Source organism: Serratia sp. 201 (assembly GCF_037027545.1).
In the GTDB taxonomy this organism is placed as follows: Bacteria; Pseudomonadota; Gammaproteobacteria; order Enterobacterales; family Enterobacteriaceae; genus Serratia; species Serratia bockelmannii.
In genome coordinates, this window is record NZ_JAXCHC010000001.1 from 508,417 (window position 1) to 533,675 (window position 25,259).

The 25,259-nt window shown below is 62.0% G+C and carries 26 protein-coding genes and 1 riboswitch; of the genes, 16 read left to right on the top strand and 10 right to left on the bottom strand.

What is annotated here, in order from left to right; translation table 11 throughout:
* Positions 1–2 precede the first annotated feature (2 nt).
* Complete coding sequence (gene bioA, locus WA302_RS02875; RefSeq protein WP_049208971.1) at positions 3–1,277, bottom strand: adenosylmethionine--8-amino-7-oxononanoate transaminase; 1,275 nt, start codon at positions 1,275–1,277, stop codon at positions 3–5.
* Positions 1,278–1,365: 88 nt separating this feature from the next.
* On the opposite strand from bioA, the gene bioB reads away from it, so the two are divergent.
* Genes bioB through bioD form a run of 4 tightly spaced genes read left to right on the top strand, consistent with a single transcriptional unit; the run spans position 1,366 to position 4,972 of the window.
* A complete protein-coding gene (gene bioB, locus WA302_RS02880; protein WP_025301918.1) occupies positions 1,366–2,403 on the top strand; it encodes a biotin synthase BioB in 1,038 nt (345 codons plus the stop codon).
* Positions 2,403–3,554 (top strand): 8-amino-7-oxononanoate synthase, encoded by a 1,152-nt coding sequence (gene bioF, locus WA302_RS02885; protein ID WP_025301919.1) that lies wholly within the window; start codon positions 2,403–2,405, stop codon positions 3,552–3,554. The genes bioB and bioF overlap by 1 nt, the downstream gene beginning before the upstream one ends.
* On the top strand, positions 3,538–4,305 hold the full coding sequence (bioC, locus tag WA302_RS02890; RefSeq protein WP_099816707.1) for a malonyl-ACP O-methyltransferase BioC: 768 nt from the start codon (positions 3,538–3,540) through the stop codon (positions 4,303–4,305). Before bioF ends, bioC begins: the two co-directional genes overlap by 17 nt.
* Positions 4,298–4,972 (top strand): dethiobiotin synthase, encoded by a 675-nt coding sequence (gene bioD, locus WA302_RS02895; RefSeq protein WP_049208969.1) that lies wholly within the window; start codon positions 4,298–4,300, stop codon positions 4,970–4,972. Before bioC ends, bioD begins: the two co-directional genes overlap by 8 nt.
* Positions 4,973–4,998: 26 nt before the next feature.
* On the opposite strand, the gene WA302_RS02900 is transcribed toward bioD, so the two are convergent.
* The gene (locus WA302_RS02900; RefSeq protein WP_049295191.1) at positions 4,999–5,721 is read right to left on the bottom strand and encodes an ATP-binding cassette domain-containing protein; all 723 of its coding nucleotides are present in this window, start codon (positions 5,719–5,721) and stop codon (positions 4,999–5,001) included.
* A 458-nt stretch (positions 5,722–6,179) separates the two neighbouring features.
* Between WA302_RS02900 and WA302_RS02905 the strand changes: the two genes are divergently transcribed.
* The 3 genes from WA302_RS02905 to WA302_RS02915 all read left to right on the top strand — a co-directional run bounded on the left by WA302_RS02905 (position 6,180) and on the right by WA302_RS02915 (position 9,213).
* On the top strand, positions 6,180–6,302 hold the full coding sequence (locus WA302_RS02905) for a hypothetical protein (protein WP_256376328.1): 123 nt from the start codon (positions 6,180–6,182) through the stop codon (positions 6,300–6,302).
* Positions 6,303–6,833: 531 nt separating this feature from the next.
* The gene (gene uvrB, locus WA302_RS02910) at positions 6,834–8,846 is read left to right on the top strand and encodes an excinuclease ABC subunit UvrB (protein ID WP_025301925.1); all 2,013 of its coding nucleotides are present in this window, start codon (positions 6,834–6,836) and stop codon (positions 8,844–8,846) included.
* A gap of 100 nt (positions 8,847–8,946) precedes the next feature.
* Positions 8,947–9,213, top strand: a complete 267-nt coding sequence (locus WA302_RS02915) for a VF530 family DNA-binding protein (protein WP_004939783.1) — start codon at positions 8,947–8,949, stop codon at positions 9,211–9,213.
* Positions 9,214–9,219: 6 nt separating this feature from the next.
* Here WA302_RS02915 and WA302_RS02920 read toward each other — a convergent pair whose 3' ends face one another.
* Positions 9,220–10,137, bottom strand: a complete 918-nt coding sequence (locus tag WA302_RS02920) for a gluconeogenesis factor YvcK family protein (RefSeq protein WP_049203797.1) — start codon at positions 10,135–10,137, stop codon at positions 9,220–9,222.
* Positions 10,138–10,397: 260 nt separating this feature from the next.
* A riboswitch (molybdenum cofactor riboswitch) is annotated at positions 10,398–10,542 on the top strand.
* Here WA302_RS02920 and moaA point away from each other — a divergent pair.
* The 6 genes from moaA to WA302_RS02950 all read left to right on the top strand — a co-directional run bounded on the left by moaA (position 10,529) and on the right by WA302_RS02950 (position 14,091).
* Positions 10,529–11,515: a GTP 3',8-cyclase MoaA gene (gene moaA, locus WA302_RS02925; protein WP_004939778.1), complete on the top strand. Its 987-nt coding sequence runs from the start codon at positions 10,529–10,531 to the stop codon at positions 11,513–11,515. Its footprint overlaps the riboswitch before it by 14 nt.
* A 24-nt stretch (positions 11,516–11,539) precedes the next feature.
* Complete coding sequence (gene moaB / locus WA302_RS02930; protein ID WP_025301928.1) at positions 11,540–12,055, top strand: molybdenum cofactor biosynthesis protein B; 516 nt, start codon at positions 11,540–11,542, stop codon at positions 12,053–12,055.
* Positions 12,056–12,058: 3 nt separating this feature from the next.
* Entirely contained in the window at positions 12,059–12,538 is a 480-nt protein-coding gene (gene moaC / locus WA302_RS02935) for a cyclic pyranopterin monophosphate synthase MoaC (protein ID WP_025301929.1), read from the top strand.
* On the top strand, positions 12,535–12,780 hold the full coding sequence (gene moaD / locus WA302_RS02940) for a molybdopterin synthase sulfur carrier subunit (protein ID WP_004939768.1): 246 nt from the start codon (positions 12,535–12,537) through the stop codon (positions 12,778–12,780). Before moaC ends, moaD begins: the two co-directional genes overlap by 4 nt.
* Before the next feature lie 2 nt (positions 12,781–12,782).
* The gene (gene moaE, locus WA302_RS02945; RefSeq protein WP_004939764.1) at positions 12,783–13,250 is read left to right on the top strand and encodes a molybdopterin synthase catalytic subunit MoaE; all 468 of its coding nucleotides are present in this window, start codon (positions 12,783–12,785) and stop codon (positions 13,248–13,250) included.
* Between the two features lie 130 nt (positions 13,251–13,380).
* Positions 13,381–14,091, top strand: a complete 711-nt coding sequence (locus WA302_RS02950; protein ID WP_033637508.1) for a Bax inhibitor-1/YccA family protein — start codon at positions 13,381–13,383, stop codon at positions 14,089–14,091.
* Between the two features lie 70 nt (positions 14,092–14,161).
* Here WA302_RS02950 and WA302_RS02955 read toward each other — a convergent pair whose 3' ends face one another.
* Genes WA302_RS02955 through cecR form a run of 5 tightly spaced genes read right to left on the bottom strand, consistent with a single transcriptional unit; the run spans position 14,162 to position 19,880 of the window.
* Positions 14,162–15,268 carry an ABC transporter permease gene (locus tag WA302_RS02955; protein ID WP_099816708.1) on the bottom strand — a complete coding sequence of 369 codons (1,107 nt, stop codon included), beginning with the start codon at positions 15,266–15,268 and terminating at the stop codon, positions 14,162–14,164.
* A gap of 12 nt (positions 15,269–15,280) precedes the next feature.
* The gene (locus WA302_RS02960) at positions 15,281–16,435 is read right to left on the bottom strand and encodes an ABC transporter permease (protein ID WP_043136708.1); all 1,155 of its coding nucleotides are present in this window, start codon (positions 16,433–16,435) and stop codon (positions 15,281–15,283) included.
* A complete protein-coding gene (locus WA302_RS02965) occupies positions 16,432–18,168 on the bottom strand; it encodes an ATP-binding cassette domain-containing protein (protein WP_336062766.1) in 1,737 nt (578 codons plus the stop codon). The genes WA302_RS02960 and WA302_RS02965 overlap by 4 nt, the downstream gene beginning before the upstream one ends.
* Positions 18,169–18,176: 8 nt before the next feature.
* Entirely contained in the window at positions 18,177–19,163 is a 987-nt protein-coding gene (hlyD, locus tag WA302_RS02970; protein ID WP_089195622.1) for a secretion protein HlyD, read from the bottom strand.
* 18 nt (positions 19,164–19,181) lie between these two features.
* Entirely contained in the window at positions 19,182–19,880 is a 699-nt protein-coding gene (gene cecR / locus WA302_RS02975) for a transcriptional regulator CecR (RefSeq protein WP_049208961.1), read from the bottom strand.
* Between the two features lie 297 nt (positions 19,881–20,177).
* Here cecR and rhlE point away from each other — a divergent pair, with 297 nt between their 5' ends.
* The 3 genes from rhlE (at position 20,178) to dusC (ending at position 23,648) form a co-directional block, all read left to right on the top strand.
* Positions 20,178–21,557: an ATP-dependent RNA helicase RhlE gene (rhlE, locus tag WA302_RS02980; RefSeq protein ID WP_025301932.1), complete on the top strand. Its 1,380-nt coding sequence runs from the start codon at positions 20,178–20,180 to the stop codon at positions 21,555–21,557.
* A gap of 114 nt (positions 21,558–21,671) precedes the next feature.
* Entirely contained in the window at positions 21,672–22,631 is a 960-nt protein-coding gene (locus WA302_RS02985) for a D-2-hydroxyacid dehydrogenase family protein (protein WP_336062769.1), read from the top strand.
* An 84-nt stretch (positions 22,632–22,715) separates the two neighbouring features.
* Complete coding sequence (dusC, locus tag WA302_RS02990) at positions 22,716–23,648, top strand: tRNA dihydrouridine(16) synthase DusC (RefSeq protein ID WP_025301934.1); 933 nt, start codon at positions 22,716–22,718, stop codon at positions 23,646–23,648.
* A gap of 41 nt (positions 23,649–23,689) precedes the next feature.
* Here dusC and WA302_RS02995 read toward each other — a convergent pair whose 3' ends face one another.
* Together WA302_RS02995 and fbpC are read right to left on the bottom strand one after the other, a co-directional pair.
* On the bottom strand, positions 23,690–23,956 hold the full coding sequence (locus WA302_RS02995) for a hypothetical protein (protein ID WP_004939738.1): 267 nt from the start codon (positions 23,954–23,956) through the stop codon (positions 23,690–23,692).
* A gap of 247 nt (positions 23,957–24,203) precedes the next feature.
* Complete coding sequence (gene fbpC, locus WA302_RS03000) at positions 24,204–25,250, bottom strand: ferric ABC transporter ATP-binding protein (RefSeq protein WP_025301935.1); 1,047 nt, start codon at positions 25,248–25,250, stop codon at positions 24,204–24,206.
* Positions 25,251–25,259 lie beyond the last annotated feature (9 nt).

A 25,259-nucleotide genomic window follows, 5' to 3' on the forward strand; every position in this document is an offset into this window, starting at 1 on the left:
CATTAACGCGCGGCGGCGGCCACGGCGGCGGTCAGGCGGCTGAGCTGTTCCGCTTCGATGATGTAAGGCGGCATCAGGTAAATCAGCTTGCCGAACGGCCGGATCCATACCCCGCGCTCGACGAACCCGCGCTGTAGCTCGGCGACATTCACCGGTTCGCGCATCTCCACCACGCCAATCGCCCCCAGCACCCGCACGTCCGCCACCTTCGGCAGCGCCGCCAACGGCAGCAGTTCCTGTTTCAGCTGGGCTTCGATGGCGCTCACCTGCGCCTGCCAGCGATTTTCCGCCAGCAGCGCCATGCTGGCGTCCGCCACCGCGCAGGCCAACGGATTGCCCATAAAGGTCGGGCCGTGCATAAAACAGCCGGCCGCGCCGTTGCTGATGGTCTCCGCCACATGGCGGGTGGTCAGGGTGGCGGACAGGGTCATGTAACCGCCGGTCAGCGCCTTGCCCAGGCAGAGAATGTCCGGCACCACCTGCGCGTGCTCGCAGGCGAACAGCTTGCCGGTGCGGCCGAAGCCGGTGGCGATCTCGTCGGCGATCAGTAGCACCCGATGGCGATCGCACAGCTCGCGCACCCGCTTGAGGTAGGTTGGGTGGTAGATGCGCATGCCGCCGGCGCCTTGCACCACCGGTTCCAGGATCACCGCCGCCACTTCACCGGCGTGCTGCTCCAGCAGCGCGGCGAACGGTGCAATATCTTCTTCACGCCATTCTTCGTCGAAGCGGCACTGCGGCGCGGTCGCGAACAGGTGCGGCGCCAGATAGCCCTGATAGAGGCTGTGCATCGAGTTGTCCGGATCGCAGACCGACATCGCGCCGAAGGTATCGCCGTGATAGCCGTGGCGCAGCGTCAGGATGCGCTGCCGGCGCTCGCCGCGCGCCTGCCAGTACTGCAGCGCCATCTTCAACGACACTTCCACCGCCACCGAACCGGAGTCCGCCAGGAACACGCACTGCAGCGCCTCTGGCGTCATTTCCACCAGCCGACGGCACAACGAGATGGCGGACGGATGGGTAATACCGCCGAACATCACGTGTGACATCTTCTCCAACTGCTGGCTGGCGGCCTGATTCAGGTGCGGATGGTTGTAACCGTGGATCGCCGCCCACCAGGAGGACATGCCGTCCACCAGACGCCGGCCGTCCGCCAGCTGCAGTTCGACGCCGCTGGCCGATTCGATCGGGTAACAGGGTAACGGGCGGCTCATGGAGGTGTAGGGGTGCCAGATATGGCGTTGGTCAAACGCCAGGTCGGAAGCGGTCACAGACATACTTGTAAACCAAATTGAATTAAGATTGGTTGACAGTATATCCACAATATTTAAACTGGCGACACTTTTTCGTTTTGGAGACGCCATGATGGCTGACCGCATTCACTGGACAGTAGGGCAAGCCCAGGCCCTGTTTGATAAACCGCTGCTGGAACTGCTGTTCGAAGCGCAAACCGTACACCGCCAGCACTTCGACCCGCGTCAGGTGCAGGTCAGCACGCTGCTGTCGATCAAGACCGGCGCTTGCCCGGAAGACTGTAAATACTGCCCGCAGAGCTCACGCTACAAGACCGGCCTGGAGTCGGAGCGGTTGATGCAGGTCGAGCAGGTGCTGGAATCGGCACGCAAGGCCAAAGCGAACGGCTCGACCCGTTTTTGCATGGGCGCGGCGTGGAAGAACCCGCACGAGCGCGATATGCCTTATCTGCAGCAGATGGTGCAGGGCGTGAAAGCGATGGGCATGGAAACCTGCATGACGCTGGGCACGCTGGACGGCACTCAGGCCGAACGGCTGGCGGAAGCCGGGCTGGATTATTACAACCATAACCTCGACACCTCGCCGGAGTTCTACGGCAGCATCATCACTACCCGCAGCTACCAGGAACGCCTGGATACGCTCGACAAGGTGCGCGACGCCGGCATCAAAGTGTGCTCCGGCGGCATCGTCGGGCTGGGGGAAACGGTGCGCGATCGCGCCGGGCTGCTGGTGCAGCTGGCTAACCTGCCGAAACCGCCGGAGAGCGTGCCGATCAACATGTTGGTGAAGGTAAAAGGCACGCCGCTGGCGGATAACGACGACGTCGATCCGTTCGATTTCATCCGCACCATCGCGGTAGCGCGCATCATGATGCCGTCCTCTTATGTCCGCCTTTCCGCCGGCCGTGAACAGATGAACGAACAGACGCAGGCGATGTGCTTTATGGCCGGCGCCAACTCGATCTTCTACGGTTGCAAGCTGCTGACCACGCCGAACCCGGAAGAAGACAAGGATCTGCAGCTGTTCCGCAAGCTGGGGCTGAACCCGCAGCAGACCGCCACCGAACATGGCGACAACCAGCAACAGCAGGTGCTGGCTAAGCAGCTGCTGAACGCCGATACCGCCGAGTTTTACAACGCGGCGCTGTGATGAGCTGGCAACAACGTATCGAACAGGCGCTGGCAGAACGGCGTCTCAACGCCGCCTACCGTCGGCGACAGACCACCGAGGGCGGCAACGGCCGCCAGATCCGGCTCGGCGATCGTCTCTATCTGAACTTCTCGGGCAACGACTACCTGGGGCTGAGCCAGGATGCGCGGGTGATCGCCGCCTGGCAGCAGGGCGCGCAGCGTTACGGCGTCGGCAGCGGCGGGTCGGGCCACGTCACCGGCTTTAGCGTGGCGCATCAGGCGCTGGAAGAGCAACTGGCGGCGTGGCTCGGCTATCCGCGCGCGCTGCTGTTCATCTCCGGCTATGCCGCCAATCAGGCGGTGCTGGCGGCGTTGATGCAGAAGGGCGATCGCATTTTGGCCGATCGCCTCAGCCACGCCTCGCTGCTGGAGGCGGCGGCGCAGTCGCCGGCCGAGCTGCGCCGGTTCCAGCACAATCAGCCGCAGGCCTTGGCGGATCTGCTGGCCAAACCCTGCGACGGGCAGCGGCTGGCGGTGACCGAAGGGGTGTTCAGCATGGACGGCGACGGCGCACCGTTGGCGGAGCTGCATCGCTTAACCCGTGCGGCGGGCGCCTGGCTGATGGTGGACGATGCCCACGGCGTCGGCGTGCGCGGTGAGCAAGGCCGCGGCAGCTGCTGGCAGCAGGGCGTGCGCCCTGAACTGCTGGTGGCGACCTTCGGCAAGGCGTTCGGCGTCAGCGGCGCGGCGGTGCTGTGCGATGAGGCGACCGCCGAGTATCTGCTGCAGTTCGCCCGCCATCTAATCTACAGCACCGCAATGCCGCCGGCGCAAGCCTGCGCGCTGCAGGCGGCGCTGGCCTGCATTCGCGAGGGCGATGAACTGCGTGCCCGGCTGCAGGACAACATTCGGCGTTTCCGTCAGGGCGCGGCGCCGCTGGCGCTGACCCTGACGGATTCCGACACCGCCATCCAGCCGCTGCTGGTGGGGGATAATCAGCGCGCGCTCGATCTGGCGACCCGCCTGCGCGAGTGCGGACTGTGGGTGAGCGCCATTCGCCCGCCGACGGTGCCGCCGGGCGGCGCGCGGCTACGCATTACCCTGACGGCGGCGCATCAGCCGCAGGATATCGATCGCCTGCTGGAGGTGCTGAATGACGTCAGCCAATGACACGGTGAACAAACAGGCGGTCGCCTCGGCCTTCAGCCGCGCGGCCGGCAGCTACGACGCCGCCGCCGCGCTGCAGCGTGATGTTGGCGAGCGCTTACTGGGGATGGGGAGTCCCCATCCGGGCGAGCAGCTGCTGGATGCCGGCTGCGGCACCGGCTATTTCAGCCGCCTGTGGCGCGAGCGCGGCAAGCAGGTGACCGCGCTCGATTTGGCGCCGGGCATGCTGGAGGTCGCCCGCCAACGGCAGGCGGCGCACCATTATCTGCTGGGCGATATCGAACAGGTACCGCTGCCCGATGCGGCGATGGACATCTGTTTCAGCAGCCTGGTGGTGCAGTGGTGCAGCGATCTGCCCGCCGCGCTGGCGGAGCTGTATCGCGTGACCCGCCCCGGCGGCGTGATCCTGTTTTCCACGTTGGCGGCGGGATCGCTGCAGGAATTGGGGGACGCCTGGCAACAGGTGGACGGCGAGCGCCACGTGAACGCCTTCCTGCCGCTGGCGCAGATCCACGCCGCCTGTGCTGAATACCGGCACGAGCTGGTCACGGAGTTACGCACCCTGAACTACCCGGACGTGATGACGCTGATGCGTTCGCTCAAGGGCATCGGGGCGACGCATCTGCATCAGGGGCGCGAGGGCGGCCTGATGTCGCGAGGCCGTCTCGCCGCGTTGCAGGCGGCTTACCCGTGCCGGCAGGGGCAGTTCCCCCTCAGCTATCATCTGGCTTATGGAGTGATTTATCGTGATTAAACGTTGGTTCGTGACCGGCACCGACACCGAAGTGGGGAAGACCGTTGCCAGCAGCGCCTTGCTGCAGGCCGCCAACCGGGCGGGCTACCGCAGCGCCGGCTATAAGCCGGTGGCCTCCGGCAGCGAGATGACCGCCGAGGGGCTGCGCAACGGCGACGCGCTGGCGCTGCAGGCCAACAGCGGCGTGGCGCTCCGTTACGACGAAGTGAACCCTTACGTTTTTGCCGAACCGACCTCGCCGCATATCGTCAGCGCCGATGAAGGTCGGCCGATCGACGCGGCGCGGCTGTCCGACGGCCTGCGCCGGCTGGAGCAGCGCGCCGACTGGGTGCTGGTCGAAGGCGCAGGTGGGTGGTTTACCCCGCTGTCGGCGGAGTACACCTTCGCCGACTGGGTGCAGCAGGAACAATTGCCGGTGATCCTGGTGGTGGGCATTAAACTGGGCTGCATCAACCACGCAGTGCTGACGGCGCTGGCGGTGCAACAGGCGGGGTTGACGCTGGCCGGTTGGATCGCCAACGACGTGGCGCCCCCGGGGCGGCGGCATCAGGAATACCTGGCCACGCTGCGCCGCATGCTGCCCGCGCCGCTGCTGGGTGAAATACCACACCTGCCGCAGGCCGAACGGGCGCCGCTGGGGGAGTATCTGGATATCAGCCTGCTATAAACGCTCAATGAGGGGGGGGCTCTCCCTCATCCTTCTTCTTGCCCTGCCAGCCCGGCGCCGATCAGCGCCTCATCCAGCTGCGCCAGCGCGCCGTGCGCCACGGTGCGCCCGCTATCGAGCAGACAAAAACGATCCGCCACCCGGCGCACGAACGGCAGCTGATGCTCTACCAGTAAAATGGTCATGCCCAACTCATAGTTGAGCCTGCGGATCACGTTGCCGATGTCGGCGGCGATTGAAGGGGGCACGCCCGTCGTCGGTTCGTCGAGGATCAGCAGCGCCGGCTCCTGCGCCAGCGCACGACCGATCGCCAACTGGCGTTGAGCGCCTTCGCACAGATCGCCGGCGCGGCGGGTACGCATCTGGCGCAAATTGGGAAACAGGCTGTAGATCAGCGGCGGAATGCGGCGAGGGGCACCGCGCCCGGCCATCTGCGCCACCTGCAGATTCTCCTCCACGCTCAGCTGCGAGAAGAGTTGCCGCCCTTGCGGGACGAGGCTGATGCCGAGTGCGGCGCGGCGCTCCATCGGTTGCAGCAGCAGATTTTGCGGCGGCTGATCCGCGGGCTGCCAGGTCATGCTGCCGCTCACCACCGGCACATGCCCCATGATGCAATTGACCAGCGTGGTCTTGCCCACGCCGTTGCGCCCAAGCAGCACGGTACACTGGCCGCGCGGCAGCTCCAGGTTGATGTCCCACAGGGTATGATTTTGCCCGTAAAATTGATTGACCGATCTCAGGCTCAGCATTTGGCATTCTCCTCATAGACACAGGCGCCCATCCACTCGTTGGTGGGGTGCAACAAAGGCCGCATTGGCGGTTGATTTCCCGAGTGTGGCAATGTCTGGAACAAAATGCCGTCCATCCGATTCACCTGAGCAATGTCTGCGGTGGACGGAAAGACAGTCAGTATGTCGTGAAAAACGACGTTTATGACGACTTGGTGTCGTTCTCGCGCTTTTACGAGGGGTAGCCAGGCGGCGGTTGCACGCCGCATTCGGCAGCGCATTATGCTGTCGCGCCTCGTTCGCACGCTGAAAGATAAAGCAACTCCCAGGCCAGTTTTGCTACTGGCCGAAAAGGGGGGATGTTATCGCTTTGTTAACCCTCTGCCAGGCCTGACGCGCTCTGCCGCGGTGGCCTGAAAATACGCCGAGAAGTTAACCCGGACGTTTTTTGCACTCTTGTGGTGCCCTTTGGTGAGGACATGGTGCAAGGCATTGTGCCGCCGTCAAGAGCGATCCGCGAGAAAGGGGCCGATGCGATTTTGGCAATGGGGATTTTTAGTATTAATCGGCATAAACAAAGCGATATTTTTATGAAAAAATAACTAAAAAAGCCATTTTAGCGGGTGTAAAGGGCGAAAAGCTTTCTTTCCGTAACTCCCGCCCCGGGCGGGACGGTGAGAGTTATCCACTATTCCTGTGGATAACCTTGTGTATTAGATTTAGAAAAACGCTGTAAAGCGAGAGCGGACGCGGGTTCTGTTCGCTTTGCCCGCATTCTCGTCTTTTTATTAAAACTTTTATATATCAATATATTAACTAAAATCAAGACGCAGGGGTATTGATCAGGTCTCTATGTATGATTTTTCGACGCGGTGCTATCAATAAGTTAATTCGCGGCAAGTTCTGGGGATAAATCTGTTATTGACAATAAAAATGTCACCCGGCTGTAACGTCACGGTGCAATGACATTGCCGCAGTGCCGGGTGCAGCGACGAATCCGCTTGAAGCTGGTTTTATATCCAGTATCATGGGCACTGGCGCAAATCGCCGACACTTTCCATAATTAGGGGCCATATCCGGCGCAGAGCCGGCTGGCCGCCTGAGCGCGCGCATCTCCACAGGGTAGCCGAGCAATGAGTAAACTTTTCAAACTGCATTCCGAGTTCAAACCGGCCGGCGATCAGCCGGAAGCCATCCGCAAGCTGGAAGAGGGGCTGGAAGACGGCCTGGCGCACCAGACGCTGCTGGGGGTTACCGGTTCGGGCAAGACGTTCACTATCGCCAACGTGATAGCCGATCTGAATCGGCCGACCATGGTACTGGCGCCGAACAAGACGCTGGCGGCGCAGCTGTACGGTGAAATGAAAGCGTTTTTCCCGGAGAATGCGGTGGAGTACTTCGTCTCCTACTACGACTACTACCAGCCGGAAGCCTACGTGCCCAGCTCCGACACCTTCATTGAAAAAGATGCTTCGGTGAACGAGCACATCGAGCAGATGCGTCTTTCCGCCACCAAGGCGCTGCTGGAGCGGCGCGACGTGGTGGTGGTGGCGTCGGTGTCGGCGATCTACGGCCTGGGCGATCCGGATCTTTACCTGAAGATGATGCTGCACCTGACTCAGGGCATGATCATCGATCAGCGATCCATTTTGCGCCGCCTGGCGGAGCTGCAGTATTCCCGCAACGATCAGGCTTTCCAGCGCGCCACCTTCCGCGTGCGCGGCGAGGTGATCGATATCTTCCCGGCGGAATCAGACGAGCTGGCGCTGCGCGTCGAACTGTTCGATGAAGAAGTGGAACGGCTGTCGCTGTTCGATCCGCTGACCGGGCAGATTGAGCAGGTGGTGCCGCGTTTTACCATCTACCCGAAATCGCACTACGTGACGCCGCGTGAGCGGATCATGCAGGCGATGGAAGAGATCAAGGTTGATCTGGCGGACCGCCGCAAGGTGCTGCTGGCCAACAGCAAGCTGCTGGAAGAGCAGCGCCTGACGCAGCGCACCCAGTTCGATCTGGAGATGATGAACGAGCTGGGTTACTGCTCGGGCATCGAAAACTACTCGCGCTATCTGTCCGGGCGCGCCGAGGGCGAGCCGCCGCCGACGCTGTTCGACTACCTGCCGGCGGACGGCCTGCTGGTGGTCGACGAATCCCACGTCACCATTCCGCAGATCGGCGCGATGTTCAAGGGCGACCGCGCGCGCAAGGAAACGCTGGTGGAGTACGGCTTCCGTTTGCCGTCGGCGCTGGACAACCGCCCGCTGCGCTTTGAGGAGTTTGAGGCGCTGGCGCCGCAGACCATCTATGTTTCCGCGACGCCGGGCAAATATGAGCTGGAGAAATCCGGCGGCGATCTGATCGATCAGGTGGTGCGGCCGACCGGGTTGCTGGATCCGATCGTGGAAGTGCGGCCGGTCGCCACCCAGGTGGACGATCTGCTCTCCGAGATCCGCAAGCGCGCGACGATCAACGAGCGCGTGCTGGTGACCACCCTGACCAAACGCATGGCGGAAGACCTGACCGAATACCTGGAAGAGCATGGCGAGCGCGTGCGCTACCTGCACTCGGACATCGATACCGTGGAACGGGTCGAAATCATCCGTGACCTGCGTCTGGGCGAGTTCGACGTGCTGGTGGGCATCAACCTGTTGCGTGAGGGGCTCGACATGCCTGAGGTGTCGCTGGTGGCGATTCTGGACGCCGACAAGGAAGGCTTCCTGCGTTCCGAGCGTTCGCTGATCCAGACCATCGGCCGCGCGGCACGTAACCTGAACGGCAAGGCGATCCTGTATGGCGATCGCATCACCGATTCGATGGCCAAGGCGATCGGTGAAACCGAGCGGCGCCGCGCCAAGCAGCAGGCCTACAACGAAGCCAACGGCATCGTGCCGCAGGGGCTGAACAAGAAGATCGGCGACATTCTGCAGATCGGCCAACCGGTCAACCGCACCAAGAGCAAAGGCAAGGGCAAGGCGGTGGAGGGCGGCGCTCAGCTGCAGAACCTCACGCCGAAAGCGCTGGATCAGAAAATTCGCGATCTGGAAGCGCAGATGTACACCCACGCGCAAAACCTGGAGTTCGAGCAGGCGGCTGCGCTGCGCGACGAAATCCACCAGCTGCGCGAGCAGTTCATCGCGATTTCCTGACCGTTGGACGGCGCCCGCGCCATGGGCGTCAAAATTCCTTGTCGGCCGCGCCAAAGCTGTTATGGTGTGCGGCCCGATTTGACCACGAAGAGTACCGAACATGAGCCAACACCAGTCTAAAGACCCGCTGCACGGCGTAACGCTGGAGCAACTGCTGAATAAACTGGTGGATCACTACGGTTGGTCCGAACTGGGCGCGCGCATTCGCATCAACTGCTTCCGTAGCGATCCGAGCATCAAGTCCAGCCTGAAGTTTTTGCGTCGCACGCCCTGGGCGCGCAAAGAGGTGGAAGATCTGTATATCGATATGGTCAGCCATCCCGCCCCAGCCAGCGATAATCCCTGGCTGCGCGGGCGAGACGGTTAAATTCGGTCAGCGGCGCGCGGCCAGCCCCACCAGCGCGTGATCCAGCGCCTGGCGCAGCAGCTGGCGATCGTGGCGGTAGGGGATGTCGCTCGCTTCCAGCGGTTGCTGAATCACCACCCGATCCTGCACTTCACTGGCATCCACCGCCGGGCCGACGATCAGCGCATCGATCATCCGGCGGCCGATCTTCTCTTCCATCAGCGTCAGCTTATCCTTTAACGACAGCGCCGCGGCGGCCACGCTCAGCTCGCGGCCGAGGTTGCCGATATAGATCATGCTGGCGCTGCTGCGGCGCAGCGCCTGGGTGAGATCGTCCAGCAGCAGCAGCGGCATCAGGCTGGTGAGGAAGCTGCCCGGCCCGATCAGGATCACGTCGGCCTGTGCGATGGCGTCCAGCGCTTCGCGCGTGGCGTTGACCGGGGGCGACAGCATCAGCTCCTGCGGCATGTGGGCCAGTTGATCGACATTCACTTCACCGTAAACGTGATTGCCTTCGTGATCGTGCGCCATCAAATCCACCGGCTGCTCCGACATCGGGATCAGCGCCGCGTCCACCTTCAGCAAGCTGCGCACCAGATTGATCGCTTCCAGCGGGCGCACGCTCAGGTGATCCAGCGCTTTCAGCATCAGGTTGCCCAGGTTATGGCCGGCCAGTTCGCCGTTGCCGCTGAAACGGTATTCGAACATCGCCGAGGCGACGCTCGGTTCGGTGATCAGCTGGTTGAGACAGTTGCGGGTATCGCCCCAGGCAATGCCGCCTTCCGAACGGCGGATGCGGCCGGTGGAACCGCCGTTGTCGGTGGTGGTGACGATGCCGGTCAGGCGGGAGCCTAAGGACGACAGGGCCGACATCACACGGCCCAGGCCGTGTCCGCCGCCCAACGCCACCACGCGGTCGAGATCGGCCAGGGTACGATTACGCATAAATTTCCTTACAAAGGGTCTGAACTGCCCGCATAAGGTAGCGGATCCGGCATAAAAACGCGATAAAGAGTGTCATTTGCGTGATTCTGGTCAATTCGTCCACGCAAGCGATGTTTATCATGGTTTACCCGAATAGGCGGCGTCTAAAAACGCTGTATAGACAATTATATAGCGAATTAACGCGTTGGCTATCGTTGCCGATTAGCGCTAGAATTCTGCTGAAAACCACGGTTTCATTCCGGCTACTCAAGGTAGCAGGAAGAGAAATCAAACTCCTAGCCCCTGCGCCTACGTTGTTCATCCGGAACGATATGGCGCCTGGGCCGTGGCGAAGTTAGCCACCAAGGTGCAGAGGGGAAACGCTCGCATCTCCCGACTTTGGAAAGGTGTTATGGTACCGCAACTCATTGATGCTTATGAGCGCAAGTTCTATTACCTGCGTTTGTCGATCACCGACGTGTGCAACTTTCGTTGCACCTATTGTCTGCCCGACGGCTACAAGCCGAGCGGCAGCCCGAAAAGCTTCCTGTCGCTGGATGAAATCCGCCGCGTCAGCCGCGCGTTTGCCGAACTGGGCACCGAAAAGGTGCGCCTGACCGGCGGCGAGCCTTCGCTGCGCCGCGATTTTACCGAGATCATCGCCGCCGTGCGGGAAAACCCGGCCATCCGTACCCTGGCGGTCACCACTAACGGCTACCGTCTGGCGCGCGACGTCGCCGCCTGGCGTGACGCCGGTCTGACGGCGATCAACGTCAGCGTCGACAGCCTGGATCCCCGCCAGTTTCACGCCATCACCGGCCAGGACAAGTTCCGCCAGGTGATGGACGGCATCGACGCCGCCTTCAGCGCCGGTTTCAGCAAGGTCAAGGTCAACGCGGTGCTGATGCGCGACGTCAACCACCAGCAACTTGGCGCCTTTCTCGCCTGGATCAAGGATCGGCCGATCCAGCTGCGCTTTATCGAACTGATGGAAACCGGCGAGGGCGGCGAGCTGTTTCGCAAACACCACGTTTCCGGCGAAGTGATTCGCCGGCAGTTGGAGCAGCAGGGCTGGCAGCGCCAGGCGCGCGGCCGCAGCGACGGCCCGGCGCAGGTGTTCAGCCACCCGGACTACCAGGGTGAGGTGGGTCTTATCATGCCGTATGAAAAAGATTTCTGCGCCAGCTGCAACCGGCTGCGCGTTTCTTCCATCGGCAATCTGCACCTGTGTCTGTTCGGCGAGCAGGGGGTGCCTCTGCGCGATCTGCTGGCGGATGACGGCCAGCTCGACGCGCTGAAGGCGCGCATCCAGAGTGGGCTGCTGAGCAAGAAGCAGACCCATTTCCTGCATCAGGGCAACAGCGGGATCACCCAGAACCTGTCGTTTATCGGCGGCTGACAGCCAATAGGAGCTTATTGAACCATGAGCCATGCGAGCAGCGAGTTTATTCCGGCGCATATCGCCATCCTGACCGTGTCCGACAGCCGCGGCGCGGCGGAAGACACCTCCGGCCAATATCTGCAGGACGCGGCGCAGGAAGCCGGCCATCAGGTGGTGGATCGCGCCATCGTCAAAGATGACATTTACCAGATCCGCGCACGGGTTTCCGCGTGGATCGCCGATGACAACGTGCAGGCGGTGCTGATCACCGGCGGCACTGGTTTTACCGCGCGCGACAACACGCCGGAAGCGCTGTTGCCGCTGTTCGACAGAGAGGTGGAAGGGTTCGGCGAACTGTTCCGCATGGTGTCGTACGAAGAGATCGGCACCGCGACGATCCAGTCGCGCGCGCTGGCCGGCCTGGCGAACCGCACGGTGATTTTCGCCATGCCGGGCTCCACCCGCGCCTGCCGCACCGCCTGGGAGCGGATTATCGAAGAGCAGTTGGACGCGCGCCATCGCCCGTGCAACTTCCAACCCCATTTGAAGAAGCCCTGAGTCATGACACAGCTAACCCACATTAACGCCGCCGGCGAAGCCCATATGGTCGACGTATCCGCCAAGGCCGAAACGGTGCGCGAGGCGCGCGCCGAAGCCTTCGTCGACATGCTGCCCGCCACGCTGGCGATGATCGTCGACGGCAGCCATCACAAGGGCGACGTGTTCGCCACGGCGCGCATCGCCGGCATTCAGGCGGCCAAACGCACCTGGGAACTGATCCCGCTGTGCCACCCGCTGATGTTGAGCAAAGTCGAAGTGCAGCTAGAGGCGCAAACGGAGCACAGCCGGGTACGCATCGAAACCTGCTGCCGGCTGACCGGCAAAACCGGCGTCGAGATGGAAGCGCTGACCGCCGCCTCGGTGGCGGCATTGACCATCTATGACATGTGCAAAGCGGTACAGAAAGACATGGTGATCGGCCCGGTGCGCCTGCTGGCGAAAAGCGGCGGCAAATCCGGTGATTTTAAGGTGAACGCATGATCGATATTCTTTTCTTCGCGCAGGTGCGCGAACTGGTGGGCACCGGCGCGCTGTCGATGCCGGCGGATTACCCGACCGTCGAGGCGCTGCGCCAGGCGCTGTGTGCGCGCGGCGATCGCTGGGCGCTGGCGCTGGAATCCGGCAAGCTGTTGGCGGCGGTCAATCAGTCGCTGGTGGCGGCGGATCACCCGCTGCGTGCCGGCGATGAAGTGGCCTTCTTCCCGCCGGTTACCGGGGGGTAAGCATGGAAAATACCCGCATTCGCGTGGGCGAAGCGCCGTTCAACGTCGGCGATGAGTACCAGTGGCTGGCGCAGTGCGACGCCGATGGCGCGGTGGTGACCTTCACCGGCAAGGTGCGCAACCATAACCTTGGGGACGACGTCAGCGCGCTGACGCTGGAACACTACCCCGGCATGACCGAGAAGGCGCTGGCGGAGATCGTGGCCGAGGCGCGCAGCCGTTGGCCGCTGCAGCGCGTGACGGTGATCCACCGCGTCGGTGCGCTGTATCCCGGCGACGAGATCGTGTTCGTCGGCGTGACCGGCGCACACCGCAGCATGGCGTTCGCCGCTAGCGAATTCATCATGGACTATCTGAAGACCCGCGCCCCGTTCTGGAAGCGCGAAGCCACGGGCCAGGGTGATCGTTGGGTGGACGCTCGCGACAGCGATCGCGAGGCCGCGCAACGCTGGCACGACGCGGCTAAATAACGCGTCAACAGCGGAAACAAATCAAGACCTTTGCCGCTTTCGCGCGGCCTATTCTGTGGTACGCTTATAGCAGGCGAAGCCCCGTTCGCGGGGCTTCGGAATCTTGTTTATAACGCAAAAGGTAACCGTCATGGACCGATATCCACGCTCTAATGGTTCAATCGTCGAACGTGCCAACAGCGGCATTCAGGCCTACATGGCGCAGGTTTACGGCTGGATGACCTGCGGTCTGCTGCTGACGGCGTTCGTTTCCTGGTATGCGGCCAACACGCCCGCGATCCTCAACTTCATCTTCTCCAGCCAGATCACCTTCTTCGGTCTGATCATCGCCCAATTGGCGCTGGTGTTCGTGATTTCCGGCATGGTCAACCGCCTGAGCGGCGCGGTGGCCACCTCGCTGTTCATGCTGTACTCGGCGCTGACCGGGCTGACGCTGTCGAGCATTTTCATCGCCTACACCTACAGCTCGATCGCCAGCACCTTTGTGGTCACCGCCGGCATGTTCGGTGCCATGAGCCTGTACGGCTACACCACCAAGCGCGATCTGAGCGGCTTCGGCAGCATGCTTTTCATGGCGCTGATCGGCATCGTGCTGGCCTCGCTGGTGAACATCTGGCTGAAAAGCACCGCGCTGATGTGGGCGATTACCTACATCGGGGTGGTGGTGTTCGTCGGTCTGACCGCCTACGACACGCAAAAACTCAAGGCGATGGGTGAGCAGCTGAACGCCGATGATAAAGACAGCTTCCGCAAGTACGCCATCGTCGGCGCGCTGACGCTGTATCTCGACTTCATCAACCTGTTCCTGATGTTGCTGCGCATTTTCGGCAACCGCCGCTAAATCCCTTGTCTTTCAAGCCTTAGGGTATCTGGCGATCAAAAAGCTCTGCATGTGACATGCAGAGCTTTTTTTATGCGATCTTGCGGCGGAACAGCGCGTAGGCGGCGCTGCCGGTGGTGGCGGTGATCACCAGCAGTGGCCACAGGCTGCGCCAGATAATGCTGAAGCTGGCGTCCTTCAGGTAGATCTGCTTGGTGATGTCGGTGAAGTGGCGTATCGGGTTCACCCAGGTCAGATCCTGCAGCCACACCGGCATATTCTCCACCGGCGAGACATACCCCGAGAGCAGGATCGCCGGCATCATGAACACGAACACGCCGATAAACGCCTGCTGCTGAGTGGCGCACAGCGACGAGATCAGCAGGCCGAAACCGACCAGCGACAGCCCGTAGATCAACATGGTGGCGTAGAACAGCAGCAGCGATCCAGCGAACGGGATCTGATACAGGAAGATGCCGATCAACAGCACGATGCTGGCCTGGAAGCTGGCGACGATCAGCGCCGGCACCGCCTTGCCGATAAAGATCTGCCAGGTGGTGAGCGGCGAGACCAGCAGCTGTTCCAGCGTGCCTTGTTCGCGTTCGCGCGCCACCGACAGCGAGGTGACGATCAGCACGCCGATGGTGGTGATCATGGCGATCAGCGACGGCACCACGAACCATTTGTAGTCCAGATTCGGGTTATACCAGTTGCGCACCACCAGTTCGCTGTTGTTGGGTTTGGCGCGGTTGCCGAGCAGCTCCTTCTGATATTCCTGCACGATCTGCTGTACGTAGTTAGCGGCGATCTGCGCGCTGTTGGAGTTGCGCCCGTCGAGCAGCAGCTGCAGCGGCGCGATGTTGCCGGTGGCGATATCGCGCGAGAACTGCGCCGGGAAGCGGATCAGCAGCAGCGCCCTTTGGTTATCGATGGTGGTCTTTATCTCCTGCGGGCTGCGCAGCAGCAGCACGTGTTGAAAGGCCTTGGCCTTGGCGAAGCGCTGGGTCAACTCCACCGAGGCCTGGCCGCTGTCTTCGCTGTAGACCGCGATGGTGGCGTTGGTGACTTCCAGCGTCGCGGCGAACGGGAACAGCAGCACCTGCAGGATCACCGGCATGATTAAAATGGCACGGGTTTGCGGATCGCGCAGCAGCGCCTGCATTTCCTTGATGATGAGCGTCAACAGACGATGAAACATCGCTCTTTCTCCTCAATCCAGCCGGCGCTGGGTTTTCCAGGCCGTCAGGCCGATGAACACCACGGCGGAAGCAATCAGGAACAACAGATTGATCACCAGCACGGTGCCGACGTTACCCGCCAGGAACAGCGTTTGCAGCGTGCTGACGAAGTAGCGCGCCGGAATGATGTAGGTCACCGCGCGCACGATGGCTGGCATGCTGTCGATCTGGAAGATGAAGCCGGACAGCATGATCGACGGCAGGAAGGCGGCGTTCAGCGCCACCATCGCCGCATTGAACTGGTTGCGGGTGAGGGTGGAGATCAGCAGGCCCATGCCGAGGGTGCTGGCGAGGAACAGGCTGCTGATCAGCAGCAGGATCGGCAGCGAACCGCGATAGGGCACGCCGAGCACCCACACCGCCACCGCCATGCACAGCGCCATGGCGATCATGCCGAGGAAGTAATATGGGATCAGCTTGGAGAGCAGCAGCTCGCTGCGCGTCACCTGGGTGGACAGCAGGGCTTCCATGGTGCCGCGCTCCCATTCGCGGGCGATCACCAGCGAGGTGAGAATGGCGCCGATCACCGTCATGATGATGGTGATGGCGCCGGGGATGATGTAGTGCCGGCTGATGGCCGCCGGGTTGAACCAGTAGCGCATCTGCACGTCAATCAGCGGCTTGTCGCTGCTCCCCCGATCGGCGGCGCGCTGCTGCTGCCAAACTTGCCATACGCCCTGGGCATAGCCCTGCACGAAATTGGCGGTGTTCGGCTCGCTGCCGTCGGTGATCACCTGGACAGGGGCGCTGTCGTGTGGGCGCGCCATGCGCTGGTCGAAATCCACCGGGATCACCACCAGGCCGCGTATCGTGCCGGCCTGCATCTGCTGGATCAGCTGTTGGCGGTTGTCGCTGATGGTCGGTTCGATATAGGGCGAGCCGGCGAACGCCTGGGCCAGATCGCGCGCGTCTTCGCTCTGTTGCTCCATCAGAATGCCCAGATGCAGCTTGCTGGAGTCCAGGTTGATGCCGTAGCCGAAGATGAAAAGCAGCATCAGCGGGATAACGAAGGCGATCAGGCCGCTGCTGGGATCGCGCAGTATCTGCCGCGTTTCCTTCAGGCACAGCGCGCGCAGTCGGCGCCAGGAGAAGCCGCCGTCGTCGATTGGGGTACGGTTATCGCTCACCGTGATTCCTCCTCGTCGTAGCCCTGAACCAGCTCGATAAACGCCTGCTCCATCGAGGGGTTGGGATTGTCGTCGCGCGCCACCTGCTGTTTGAGATCGTCCGGCGTGCCGGCGGCGATGATCTTGCCGCGATAGACCAGGCCGATGCGGTCGCAGTACTCCGCTTCGTCCATAAAGTGGGTGGTCACCATCACCGTGACACCCTTGTCGACCATGCCGTTGATGTGCAGCCAGAACTCGCGCCGCGTCAGCGGATCGACGCCGGAAGTCGGTTCGTCGAGGAACAGGATATCCGGTTCGTGCATCAGCGCGCAGGCCAGCGCCAGGCGCTGCTTGAAGCCGAGCGGCAGCGCGTCCGGCGTTTGATCGAGGATCGGCGCGAAGTTGAAGGCGTGGGACATCTCGTCGATTTTTTTGCGCTGCGCCTTGCCGCTCAGGCCGTAGACGCCGGAGAAGAACTTCAGGTTCTGCGCCACCGTCAGGTTGCCGTACAGCGAGAACTTTTGCGCCATGTAACCGAGGCGTTGGCGCGCTTTGCCGGAACTGGTTTTCAGATCCATGCCCAACACCAGCGCCTTGCCGCCGGATGGCACCAGCAGGCCGCACATCATTTTGAAGGTGGTGGACTTGCCGGCGCCGTTCGGGCCGAGCAGGCCGAAAATTTCGCCGCGCCGCACCTGAAAATCGACGTGATCGGTGGCGGCGAAATCGCCGAATTTCTTGGTCAACTGCACCGCTTCGATCACCGTTTCACCACTTTCTCCGTCAACGGTCGGCATGATCTCCGCCAGCGCCGAGCGATGGTTGGGGCCGCCGCCGAGCAGATCGATAAACGCATCCTCGAAGCGCGGATCCGCTTCGTTCAGTTCGGCGTCCGGCAGATCCAGCGCCTGCAGTAGCTGCCGGTGATCTTCGCCTTCTTTCAGGATCAGGCGCAGGTACTTGCCCTGGATCACGCCGTCGGTGACCGCCGGCAGGCAGATCGCCCGCTGCAGCAACGATCGATGGCTGCCGGGGGGCGCGGCGATCAACACCGTGCGCCCGGCCATACGGCGGGTCAGCGCCTGCGGCGCGCCGCTGAACAGCAGCTCGCCCTCGTTGAGCAGCAGCACTTCGCGGCACTGCTCGGCCTCATCGAGGTAAGAGGTGCTCCACAAGATCAACATGCCGTCGTTGGCCAGCTCGTGCACCATGCGCCACAGCTCGCGGCGCGAGATCGGATCGACGCCGACGCCCGGTTCATCCAGCAACAGCACCTGAGGTTCGCCCACCAGCGTGCAGGCCAGGCCGAGTTTCTGCTTCATGCCGCCGGACAGCTTGCCCGCCAGGCGCTCGGTGAAGCGGGTCAGATCGGTGAATTTCAGCAGCCGTTCGAAGGTCTGGCGGCGAAGATCGCCGGTGACGCCGCGCAGATCGGCGTACAGCGTCAGGTTCTCCATCACCGTCAGATCCTCATACAGCCCGAACTTCTGCGGCATATAGCCGAGGATCGCGTGCAGTTGACGATCCTGGGCGATCGGATCCAGCCCGGCGACCCGCAGCTTGCCGCTGCTGGGCCGCAGCAGCCCGGCCAGCATGCGCAGCAGGGTAGTTTTACCGGCGCCGTCCGGGCCGACCAGTCCGATGACCGCGCCGCTGCGCAGGGTGGTGGTCAGGCTGGCGACCGCCGATTTCTCAAGCGACGGGAAGCGCTTTTCCAGCCCTTCCAACTCGATGGTGTGCGCCTGTTCCATGGCCGGCCTCAGGGTTTGGCGAAGCGTAGGGTGACCGGCATGCCCTGGCGCAGCGCGTCGTCGGCGTCGGTGACGATCACCCGCAGGCGGTATACCAGATCGGTGCGCAGGTCCGGCGTTTCAACGCTTTTCGGCGTGAATTCGGCGGTCGGCGAGACGAAACCGATCTTGCCGTGGTAAGGCTTGCCGGGGCGACCGTCGGTGTAGATCTCCAGCTCGGTGCCGGGCACCGCTTGGTTCAGGCTGGTTTCGTTGACGTAGGCGCGCACCCACACCGGCCGGGTCAGCGACAGGGTGAACACCGTGCCGCCGGCGCCGAGCATGGTGCCCGGCTCCACCGCGCGGGTCAGCACCGTGCCGGCGGAAGGGGAGATCAGCGTGGCGTCTTGCAGGTTCAACTGCGCCTGCGCCAGCGCCGCTTCGCTTTGCGCCACGTCGGCCTTGGCCTGTTCAATCTCTTGCGGGCGGTTGCCGCTGCGGTATTGCGACAGCTTGTCCTTCGCCGCCTGCAGGTTGGCCTGCGCCTGATTGCGGGCGGTGCGCGCATCCTCCAGCGCGTCGGCGGAGGTGGCGTTTTTCGCCCACAGCCCCTGCTGGCGTTTCAGGAAGCTGTCGGCATAGGTGAAGGCGGACTGGCGCTGCGCCATTTCTGACTGCACCTGGGCTATCTCTTCGCTGCGGTAGCCGGCCTGCAGCAGCGACAGTTTGGCGCGCGCGCTGCCGACGTTGGCTTCGGCCTGCTGCAGCGCGTTGCGGTAGGGGGCATCGTCCAGCTTGCCAAGCAGCTGGCCCGGCTGAACGGTATCGCCTTCATCCACCGTCAGCGACGCCAGGCGCCCGTCGACGCGAAAGCCGAGGTTGACCGTGCGAATATCGACGTTGCCGTACAGCGTCAGCGGCCGATCCTGCTGCTGTTGGTAATGCCAAACCCCGTATGCGACGGCCGCGATCAGCAGAATTAACAACACGATCAAGGCACTGCGTTTTTTGTTCATAACACTCCCTGCCTGAATTTACGCGCCATGACGTTGGCGCAGCCCAGTAACCAGAATCTCAATATGTTCGCTCAGTACCGCCGCGATTTGCGCCGCTTCGCCCTCGCCAATGTCTTGCCAACCTGCCTGACGGCGGATAGTTTCGCGCGCCACGCGGAACGACAGCACCTCGCCGATCAGCGCATGGGTATGCAATACGAGGCGGGGGGCGTGTTCGTCGATGCCGGTGGCGGCCGACAGCAGGCGGCACAGCCGCTCGTGCATCGGCGCGATCACCTGGCTGTGGATCAGCGGATAGGCCTCGGTCGGGGCGAGCTGTTCGCGCGACATGATTTTGCTCAGGTTCAGCGTGTGCGGTTGGGTCATCAGCTCGCTGAAGGCCAGCAGGCCACGTTGCAACAAGCGCAGCGCCGCGTCAGATGACCGTTGTGCGGCTGGTTCTTGCCGGAAGCGATCGACTTCCGCGACCAGCGGGGCGAACGCCTGCTGAATGAAATCGGCGAGCGACTGCGCCACGGCCAGGTACAGCCCCTCTTTGGAGCTGAAGTAGTAGGTGATGGCGGCGATATTCTGGCCGGCGCGCTGGGCGATGTCGCGCGTGGTGGCGCCTTCCAGGCCATATTCACCGAACAGTTCGGTCGCCGCGGCGAGCAGTTGCCGGCGCGTTTGCTCGCCGCGCGCCCGGCCGGCGGCCTGATGAGGGACGGAAGCTGACATGGGTCACGCTCGAAGTTAATCAATCATATGATTAACTTTATGCCAGATTGTCTAAAACGCAACCACTAACCACAATGAGTTATGTGATCGGCTTCAGACAATGCTGAATTTACGGCAGATTGTGCTCTAGGTGCGTAAAAGTGCTTTTTATTGCGCGACTTCTGTTACAATCGGCGCCTGGTGCACTGCAGTTTGTGCCAATCCCTCGTGGTCATGCTTAATGCCCCGTCTGATCATCCTCCCAGGAAACTGCACCGAACACCGTTAGGTTAGGGGGGATCTGGAGTTTTTCTCTTTATGTCATTTGAAACCCTCGGCTTAAGTGCTGAAATTGTGCGCGCTGTTGAAGAACAGGGCTATCGCGAACCGACGCCAATCCAGCGTCAGGCTATCCCTGTCGTGCTGGAAGGTCGTGACCTGATGGCCAGCGCTCAGACCGGCACCGGTAAAACCGCCGGTTTTACCCTGCCGCTGTTGCAGCTGCTGAGCAAGCATGACCATCCGGTCAAAGGCCGTCGCCCGGTGCGCGCGCTGATCCTGACGCCAACCCGTGAGCTGGCGGCGCAGATCGGCGAAAACGTCGAGGCCTACAGCAAACACCTGCGCCTGCGTTCGCTGGTGGTGTTTGGCGGCGTGAGCATCAACCCGCAGATGATGAAGCTGCGCGGCGGCGTCGATATCCTGGTGGCGACGCCGGGCCGTCTGCTGGATCTGGAACATCAGAACGCGGTTGACCTGTCCAAAATCGAAATTCTGGTGCTGGACGAAGCGGACCGCATGCTGGACATGGGCTTTATCCACGACATCCGTCGCGTGCTGGCCAAGCTGCCGGCCAAGCGCCAGAACCTGCTGTTCTCCGCAACCTTCTCCGACGACATCAAGGCGCTGGCCAACAAACTGCTGCATAACCCGGCCTCGGTGGAAGTGGCGCGCCGCAATACCGCGTCCGAGCAGATCGAGCAGAGCGTGCACTTCGTCGACAAGAAGCGTAAGCGGGAACTGCTGTCGCAGATGATCGGCGAAGGCGACTGGAAACAGGTGCTGGTCTTTACCCGCACCAAGCACGGCGCCAACCACCTGGCGGAACAGCTGAACAAAGACGGCATCACCGCTGCGGCGATCCACGGCAACAAGAGCCAGGGCGCCCGTACCCGTGCGCTGGCCGATTTCAAAGATGGCCGCATCCGCGTGCTGGTGGCAACCGATATCGCGGCGCGCGGTCTGGATATCGACCAGCTGCCGCACGTGGTGAACTATGAGCTGCCTAACGTGCCGGAAGACTATGTGCACCGTATCGGCCGTACCGGCCGCGCGGAACGCACCGGTGAAGCTATCTCGCTGGTGTGCGTGGATGAACACAAGCTGCTGCGCGACATCGAGCGTCTGCTGAAGCGTGAAATTCCGCGCATTGCGCTGCCGGGCTACGAGCCGGATCCGACCATCAAGGCCGAGCCGATCATCAACGGCCGCCAGGGCGGCGGACGCGGCGCGCCGCGCGGCAACGGCGGTGGCCAGCGTTCCGGTAACGGCGGCGGTCAGCGCAGCGGTAACGCGAACGGCGGCCAGCGTGAAAACCGTGGCAACGGTAACGGTAACGCTCGCCCGCAGGGGGACGGTCAACGCCGTTCCGGCGCGCCGGCCTCGCGTCGTCCACGTAGTCGCAAGCCGGCCGAATAAGCCTGATTGCTCAAAGAGTAAGCCGCCGATACGGGCGGCTTTTTTTTTGCCTGGCGGAACGGCATTTTCGTACTAGGCTGGACGGTGGCTAACCCTACATTCCAGGAGACGGAGATGAAATTGAAGTGCGCAATTCTCGATGATTACCAGCAGGTGGCGCTCAAGATGGCGGACTGGTCGGCGCTGGCCGATCGGGTGGCGGTGTCCGCCATCAGCGCGCACTTTACCGATGAGACGGAGCTGGCGGTGCATCTGCAGGAGTGCGACATTCTGGTCATCATGCGCGAACGCACGCCGATGACTGCCTCGCTGCTGGCGCGGCTACCGAAGCTGAAGCTGCTGATCACCTCCGGCATGCGCAACGCTTCTATCGATTTGGCCGCCGCCGCCGAGCGCGGCGTGGTGGTATGCGGCACCAGCAGCGGATCGGCGGCGCCGATGGAGCTGACCTGGGCGCTGCTGCTCGGGTTGGCGAAGCATATCGTGCCGGAAAGCGTCGGGCTGCAAAACAACGGTCCGTGGCAACGGGATCTCGGCGTCACCCTGCAGGGCAAGACGCTGGGGCTGCTGGGGTTGGGCAAGATCGGCGGCCAAATGGCCAAGGTGGCACAGGCGTTCGGCATGCGGGTGCTGGCCTGGAGCCAGAACCTGACGGCGGAACGGGCGGCGCAGGAGGGCGCTTTGCTGGCGCCGTCCAAGCGGGCGCTGTTTGAGCAGAGCGATTTTGTCTCCATTCACTTGGTGCTGAGCGATCGCAGCCGCGGGTTGGTGGGGCGCGACGAATTGATGGCGATGAAGCCCACTGCTTACCTGATCAACACCTCGCGCGCGGGGATCGTCGATCGGGTGGCGCTGGTGGACGTGCTGCAACAGCGGAAGATTGCCGGCGCCGGGCTGGACGTGTTCGAGACGGAACCGCTGCCGGCCGACGATGCATTCCGTCAATTGCCCAACGTGCTGGCGACGCCGCATGTGGGTTACGTGGCGGACGACAACTATCGCGCCTACTTCACCGAGGCGGTCGAGGACATAGCGGCGTTCCTCGCGGGTCAACCGATTCGCCGGCTAGGCTGACGGCATTTTTAATGCCCGCAGAGGCTTGTCTGGCGCGGGCATTCACCCGTATCATTGCGGGTCTTTTTTTAGCTGGGATTGGTCATGCGCGTATTATTGGCTCCGATGGAGGGCGTTCTCGACTCTTTGGTGCGTGAGTTGCTCACCGAAGTGAACGACTACGATCTGTGCATCACCGAATTTTTGCGCGTGGTCGATCAGCTGCTGCCGGCCAAGTCGTTCTACCGGCTGTGCCCGGAGCTGCGTCACGCCAGCCGCACGCCGTCGGGCACACAGGTGCGGGTACAGCTGCTGGGGCAGTACCCACAGTGGCTGGCGGAGAACGCCGCGCGTGCGGTAGAGCTGGGCTCTTACGGCGTCGATCTCAACTGCGGCTGCCCGTCCAAGCTGGTGAACGGCAGCGGCGGCGGGGCGACGCTGCTCAAAGATCCGGAATTGATCTACCAGGGCGCCAAGGCGATGCGCGCGGCGGTGCCGGCCCATCTGCCGGTCACGGTGAAGGTGCGTCTGGGCTGGGATTCCTCCAGCCGCAGCTTTGAAATCGCCGATGCGGTGCAGCAGGCGGGCGCCAGCGAACTGACGGTGCACGGCCGCACCAAAGAGGACGGTTACAAGGCGGATCGCATCAACTGGGCGGCGATCGGTGAGATCCGTCAGCGGCTGAGCATCCCGGTTGTCGCCAACGGCGAGATCTGGGATTACCAGAGCGCGCAGGATTGCCTGCAGGCGACCGGCTGCGACGCCATCATGCTGGGGCGCGGCGCGCTCAACGTGCCGAACCTGAGCCGGGTGGTGAAGTATAACGAACCGCGTATGCCCTGGCCGCAGGTGGTTGAGCTGCTGCAAAAATACGTCCATCTGGAAAAGCAGGGCGACACCGGTCTGTATCACGTGGCGCGCATCAAACAGTGGCTGGGCTATTTGCGTAAAGAATATGATGAAGCAACTGAACTGTTCAGCGAAATACGCGCGCTGACGACGTCAGGGGATATTGCGCGCGTCATCTGCCGCAGCTAAAAATAAACCCGCGCGCGGCGGGTTTATTTAAATATGTATTATCAGGCGGCTTTATCAAGACGATTTAATTCTATCTCGATATCCTGAATGGTTTTTTCCAGCCCTTCCAGGCAGGCGCCCTGTTTATTCAACAGGTCGTTAATGGCTTCGGCGAACGCCTTATTTTTGCATTCCCCCTGATCGAAGGCCAGCCAGTGTGCGGAGAGCGTCTCGGTATTCGCCTGCGCATAGTGGCGCATTTCCTTCAGCTGGGAAGCGACGTTGCGTAAATTATCCAGCTGCGCCTGTGCGTTTGCATTGTTGCTCATGAATTTCTCCTTGAGTTGGCCGTTAAATAATTTCGACTGCGGGATTAAGCTTACCCTATCCAAATAAAAATATCACCCTCGGTGGCCTTATTGGTTATTTTTTAATGAATGCGGATGTATTTATTTCTCGGCTGAACAAGGACTTGGGTGGAATTGTAAAAATAGATAAATACGGTTTTTTTTGGCAGTTATTTTCGGTCATTCCATACGGAATGACCGTTATTCTAACGCTTAAGAGTGATGCTTATTATGCCGCGTCCGCCAGCATAAACATGCCGTAGGGATGAATTTCCAGATAATAGTGCTCGCCGACGTTCGGCTGCAGGCGGGTGGCGTTAACCTGCAGCAAAATCTGCTGCCCGTGCCATGCCACCGTCACCTCATACTGCGGCCCCATGTAGGCGACATGTTGGATCACGCAGCGCTGGCTTTCATCGCCATGCTCACTCAACGTGATCGCCTCCGGTCGCACGCCCACCGTGCCGGTGCCCTGGGCGGCAAAATGCGCAGGACGTGGCAGGCGATAGCCGCTGATATCGACATGATCGGCGCTGAAGTTGGCCGGGAACAGGTTAGCGTCCCCCATAAAGCTCGCCATAAAGCGCGACGCCGGCTGCCGATAGAGATCCTGCGGCGAGCCCATCTGCATGATATGGCCCTTGTTCATCACCAGCACGGTGTCGGAGACCGCGAAAGCCTCGCTCTGATCGTGGGTAACGTACAGCGAAGTGATATCAAACTGCTTTTGCAGCTCGCGGATCTTTTCGCGCATGCTGCGGCGCAGGTTGGCGTCGAGATTGCTCAACGGCTCGTCGAACAGCAGCACTTTCGGCTTGAGGATCAGCGCGCGCGCCAGCGCCACGCGCTGCTGTTGACCGCCGGAGATCTGATCGACATAGCGATCGTCGAACCCCGCCAGATCCACCATCGCCAGCGCTTCCTGCACGCGCGCTTTCACTTCGGCGCGCGGAATGCCGAGCATCTTCAGCCCATAGCCGACGTTCTCCCCCAGCGACATATGCGGGAACAGGGCATAAGACTGAAACACCATGCAGATGTCACGCTGCTGGATGGAACGATGGGTAACGTCTTCACCATCAATGAATATCTGCCCGTCGCTCGGTTTCTCCAGCCCGGCCACCAGGCGCAAAATGGTGGTCTTGCCGCAGCCGGAAGGGCCGAGCAGCGTCACCATTTGCCCCCGTGGGATGGTGAGCGTGATGTTATCGATTACCGTGTTGCTGCCGAACCGTTTGGAGACGTTACGCAGTTCAACGAAATTTTTCTGGCTCATCATGGGCTC

What these genes read in the sequence shown, in the direction of transcription:
- bioC (WP_099816707.1), top strand. Translation starts at nt 3,538, where the DNA reads ATGACGTCAGCCAATGACACGGTGAACAAACAGGCGGTCGCCTCGGCC.
- hlyD (WP_089195622.1), bottom strand. Translation starts at nt 19,163, where the DNA reads ATGAACAAAAAACGCAGTGCCTTGATCGTGTTGTTAATTCTGCTGATC.
- bioF (WP_025301919.1), top strand. Translation starts at nt 2,403, where the DNA reads ATGAGCTGGCAACAACGTATCGAACAGGCGCTGGCAGAACGGCGTCTC.
- moaB (WP_025301928.1), top strand. Translation starts at nt 11,540, where the DNA reads ATGAGCCATGCGAGCAGCGAGTTTATTCCGGCGCATATCGCCATCCTG.
- bioB (WP_025301918.1), top strand. Translation starts at nt 1,366, where the DNA reads ATGGCTGACCGCATTCACTGGACAGTAGGGCAAGCCCAGGCCCTGTTT.
- moaE (WP_004939764.1), top strand. Translation starts at nt 12,783, where the DNA reads ATGGAAAATACCCGCATTCGCGTGGGCGAAGCGCCGTTCAACGTCGGC.
- uvrB (WP_025301925.1), top strand. Translation starts at nt 6,834, where the DNA reads ATGAGTAAACTTTTCAAACTGCATTCCGAGTTCAAACCGGCCGGCGAT.
- WA302_RS02905 (WP_256376328.1), top strand. Translation starts at nt 6,180, where the DNA reads ATGGTGCAAGGCATTGTGCCGCCGTCAAGAGCGATCCGCGAGAAAGGG.
- WA302_RS02965 (WP_336062766.1), bottom strand. Translation starts at nt 18,168, where the DNA reads ATGGAACAGGCGCACACCATCGAGTTGGAAGGGCTGGAAAAGCGCTTC.
- cecR (WP_049208961.1), bottom strand. Translation starts at nt 19,880, where the DNA reads ATGTCAGCTTCCGTCCCTCATCAGGCCGCCGGCCGGGCGCGCGGCGAG.
- WA302_RS02900 (WP_049295191.1), bottom strand. Translation starts at nt 5,721, where the DNA reads ATGCTGAGCCTGAGATCGGTCAATCAATTTTACGGGCAAAATCATACC.
- WA302_RS02985 (WP_336062769.1), top strand. Translation starts at nt 21,672, where the DNA reads ATGAAATTGAAGTGCGCAATTCTCGATGATTACCAGCAGGTGGCGCTC.
- moaA (WP_004939778.1), top strand. Translation starts at nt 10,529, where the DNA reads ATGGTACCGCAACTCATTGATGCTTATGAGCGCAAGTTCTATTACCTG.
- WA302_RS02920 (WP_049203797.1), bottom strand. Translation starts at nt 10,137, where the DNA reads ATGCGTAATCGTACCCTGGCCGATCTCGACCGCGTGGTGGCGTTGGGC.
- WA302_RS02995 (WP_004939738.1), bottom strand. Translation starts at nt 23,956, where the DNA reads ATGAGCAACAATGCAAACGCACAGGCGCAGCTGGATAATTTACGCAAC.
- WA302_RS02950 (WP_033637508.1), top strand. Translation starts at nt 13,381, where the DNA reads ATGGACCGATATCCACGCTCTAATGGTTCAATCGTCGAACGTGCCAAC.
- rhlE (WP_025301932.1), top strand. Translation starts at nt 20,178, where the DNA reads ATGTCATTTGAAACCCTCGGCTTAAGTGCTGAAATTGTGCGCGCTGTT.
- moaC (WP_025301929.1), top strand. Translation starts at nt 12,059, where the DNA reads ATGACACAGCTAACCCACATTAACGCCGCCGGCGAAGCCCATATGGTC.
- moaD (WP_004939768.1), top strand. Translation starts at nt 12,535, where the DNA reads ATGATCGATATTCTTTTCTTCGCGCAGGTGCGCGAACTGGTGGGCACC.
- WA302_RS02915 (WP_004939783.1), top strand. Translation starts at nt 8,947, where the DNA reads ATGAGCCAACACCAGTCTAAAGACCCGCTGCACGGCGTAACGCTGGAG.
- bioA (WP_049208971.1), bottom strand. Translation starts at nt 1,277, where the DNA reads ATGTCTGTGACCGCTTCCGACCTGGCGTTTGACCAACGCCATATCTGG.
- fbpC (WP_025301935.1), bottom strand. Translation starts at nt 25,250, where the DNA reads ATGAGCCAGAAAAATTTCGTTGAACTGCGTAACGTCTCCAAACGGTTC.
- dusC (WP_025301934.1), top strand. Translation starts at nt 22,716, where the DNA reads ATGCGCGTATTATTGGCTCCGATGGAGGGCGTTCTCGACTCTTTGGTG.
- WA302_RS02955 (WP_099816708.1), bottom strand. Translation starts at nt 15,268, where the DNA reads ATGTTTCATCGTCTGTTGACGCTCATCATCAAGGAAATGCAGGCGCTG.